Source organism: Bacillus sp. JJ1503 (assembly GCF_036965125.1).
Lineage (GTDB): Bacteria > Bacillota > Bacilli > Bacillales > Cytobacillaceae > Cytobacillus.
This window is the reverse complement of record NZ_JBALOZ010000478.1, coordinates 1-3,459: the sequence shown is the minus strand read 5'-3', so window position 1 is coordinate 3,459 and position 3,459 is coordinate 1. Positions and strand designations below refer to the sequence as shown.

General features: G+C 38.1%; 4 protein-coding genes. All 4 read left to right on the top strand.

Annotated features, from left to right (window positions below; all coding sequences use genetic code 11):
- Positions 1-240, top strand: a 240-nt coding sequence (locus V7149_RS25545; RefSeq protein ID WP_335348365.1) for a hypothetical protein, incomplete at its 5' end; no start/stop codon positions are given.
- 178 nt (positions 241-418) lie between these two features.
- On the top strand, positions 419-2,548 hold the full coding sequence (locus V7149_RS25540; RefSeq protein ID WP_335348364.1) for an AHH domain-containing protein: 2,130 nt from the start codon (positions 419-421) through the stop codon (positions 2,546-2,548).
- Between the two features lie 44 nt (positions 2,549-2,592).
- Positions 2,593-3,048 (top strand): DUF4274 domain-containing protein, encoded by a 456-nt coding sequence (locus V7149_RS25535; RefSeq protein ID WP_335348363.1) that lies wholly within the window; start codon positions 2,593-2,595, stop codon positions 3,046-3,048.
- A gap of 131 nt (positions 3,049-3,179) precedes the next feature.
- The coding region (locus V7149_RS25530; protein ID WP_335348362.1) for a hypothetical protein at positions 3,180-3,459 on the top strand (280 nt) is incomplete at its 3' end.

Below are 3,459 nucleotides of genomic sequence, written 5' to 3'. Positions count from 1 at the left end.
ATAGCCTTTGTGATATATTCATTTAATGTTGCTGATGAAAATTGGACAGTCGATTTTCAAGAACAAAAATATAATTTACTAACATTTTGTATTTTATTTTTCATTGCATTGTTATTAACTTCTATTGATGGAGCAGGGGTAAGAGATAAAGGTAGAAAGATTAAGAAAACTACTTTTTACGCCGGGTTGTCCATTGCTGGATTTTTCTTAGTTTGGAGGATTATTATTGCGATTTTTTAATGTCTTTTATAGTGGACTTTCCCTTATATAATTAATGAATGCGGAAGATTATTGAATACCAAAATTAACTAAGAGTTTTAAAGTTTAATATGAATAGTCAAAGGTCAATTTCTTCACCATGATGTTTTTTCAAAAATGACGGACTCTTTCATGAAAAAAACATGTGAGGGGAGAAGGCATGAATAATTTTCTTAAGGTAAAAGGAAGTGCACTTACACTCATATTCCTAATTGGGCTCCTTTTTTCATTTATTCACCCAGCAGTAGCAAATGTCGGTGAGGTAGAGTCAGATAGCAATGGAATCAGGAAGACAGAAGTGCATGATGCTAAAAGCGGCGTGCCAATGACTGGTGATGCTTCATGGTTTGATAAGTTATTTGATAACTTAAAAAAAATGAAAGATGCGTTTATTGATAAGCTCCAAAATGCAAAAGCATGGGTTAAGGATGGATGGGAAGAATTTAAAGATTGGTTCGGTCCTAAGTGGGATGGCTTTACCGATTGGCTCGGGGATGTATGGGAGGGAGTTAAAGATTTCTTCTCACAAGAATGGGTTCAAACTCTCTTAAAAGTAATCGGAGCTATTTTAGTTGTGGTGGGTGTAATTTTACTAGGTGTTTGGGCTTTAGCCGCCATCGGAATTGCCCTTTCTGTAGGTACAATAGTAGCCGCTGTCGGCTTCGGGATTGCTGGAGTGGTGTTTACTTTTGCTTCAGGAGAAAGGAGCTTTTGGGGGATGGTGGCAGGCGGCCTTGCCTCAGGAATTTCTTTCTTTGGCGGTTTAGGGGTGCTGCGATTATTAGGAGCATTTAGACTAATTCCAGCATCCGGATTACTCCGTTGGGTAACATTAGGTGGACTTGGAGGAGCTGGAGCGGTAGGTTTCACTATTCTCCATGGCGCCCTGCATTTCCTTTTTACAGGAGACAGCAGTCTTTGGAAGCAGGCCTTTACGTTCGAAAGCCTGTTCTTCAACTTTACACTTGGAGCAGTCATGGGGCCGGTAGCGGCAAAAATTTTCGGAAGCTTAGGGGTAAAACAAATTTTAAGCAAGCAGGGGAACTTGCTGGCAACTGTTATTGCCCGAATTGTGAAACGGCCAGTATCTCAGGTAGCCAACGTTCTAAGCCGCATTTGGGCAGCAGTAAAGGGTTCAACGATTTACAGTGCCGTAACAGCAGGGGTTTTTGCTGTCCTTGACACCATTATTCAATGGAAGGAAAACGGGAAAGTAGACTGGTCGCAAACAGGCAAACGAGCAGCCATTGTCTTTACCACAACCCTTGTCATTGGATTAGGCACCTTTGCCATCCCGAAATTATCTACAATGGGATGCGCGTGTGGGGATGAAATTGCTTCAAGCGTATCGAAACAGGGGAAGAGTTCAGCAACTATTAAACAGGACACTCCTGACCTGGCCAATACAAAAACAGTAAAGGAAGCATCAGCAGAGGAAGTTAACGCATGGTGGAAAGACTCCATGGGTTACGATCAACCTCCTTACAAGCCAGGGACGAAGGTTAAAGAAATTGAGCTAACCGAATCAACATCCTTTGTAAGAGTCTACGATGGAGAAAACTCCACGATGTATGGCGGCTGGATGATGAGAGCAGAAGACATCCAAGGATTAACAGCAAAGGAGATCCAGGATAAATTCGCCTTGCCATATACTCCTAAATTCATTGCGGATGTTAATTTAGCTGAAGGAACAGTAATAAGAACCGGAATTGTCAATCCTCTATTCGGCCATAAAGGCGGAGGGACCCAATTTGACCTAAAGGGACAGCGTATTGGGGAATTCGGAAATGAGAGACCGATAGAGACTGTTTTGGTTAATGTCGGGGATAAGGTCGTAGATAATTCTAATAGACTTATTCCAGGTAAGCTCGGTGTTGTTACAGGAGGGAACTCTACCAAGTTAGGGAAAAATATGATAGAAGAGATGGGGCTTAAACGTTCAACTAAATGGAGCGGTTATCAGGCACAGCATATTATTCCTTCTGAGATGAAGAGTAATCCTATTATTCAAAAAATAGGAATGGACTTTGACGATGCATCTAATGGTATTTTCCTAAGAGTACCCGATAATAATGTAAGTACATTGTCTAGGCACAGAGGATATCATTCTGTTTATAATGAAGTGGTTGAAAGAGCATTAAACAAAATGGATATTAATCAAAGCGTTGAAAGTTTACAAAGACAAGTATACGATTTACAACAAGATCTAAGAAAATTACAGGAACAAGGTTTACCCCTGTACCCTAGCCAAGGCGCAACAGTAGAACTTTGGGAAAGAAACCTAAGATAATTGGAAAATTAAATTTCTGAAAGTTTAATGGGAGGTAAATTGTCGTGGATCAGAAAGATATTAGTTTTCTTGAAGAGTTGCTTTATAATACAGATAAATATGATGTAATCAGTAGGCTTAGTAGTATAGATAACCCATTAATGCTCCATTATTTTGCTGCAAATTATAATTGGAACAACGGTTTTGATGTACCAAAGGCCCTCCTTGAAAATGAAAATTGTGATTTAGGAACGGGATTATTAATGTTTCATTATGCAGATGGATATCGTATTTTAGAAAATCCAGAGGAAGTTTTAAGTTCTACATTAGAAGAGTGGAAGGATTTATTATTTAAACTTTTTAATAAACTTAAAAATTTTGAGTTTAAGACACAGAATATTTCGTTCACTCCTGAATTAACCAAAATCCAAATATATAAGTTGAGGAAAAATAACGCGAACATTCCAGATATACTTATTAGTAAATCTCCAGGCGCTGTGGTTGAAATTCCTAAAATATAAGGTAACTAAACCTTGTTTGGCTATATGCCTTTCAAGGTTTCTTTATTAGTTAACGATCATGCAATTCGGGCAGCGGATTACAAATTAGAAACCGCGATAAAAAGAAAGGAATATAAAGAGGAGGAAATTCAGTGGATTCAGTGACTTTTGCAGGCAATGAGTTAACCATTGGTAAAAACAATTTACAATTTGATAAAAGTATTCAAGAAATAAAAGTTGTAAATAATGTCGTTATCGTTCTGCTAAACATTCCAATGGATGATCATACTTTAGACAATGTATATGGTGTTAGTTTCAATGGGAAAATACTGTGGAGAATTCAGGAGCCTAATAAAGAATTAATAGGAAGTTTAAGATACCCTTATGTTGGCATTAGTCATATTGAAAATAAAGTAGGGGTAATAGATTTTT

Coding starts and splice junctions, on each gene's coding strand:
- V7149_RS25540 (WP_335348364.1), top strand. CDS start 419: ATGAATAATTTTCTTAAGGTAAAAGGAAGTGCACTTACACTCATATTC.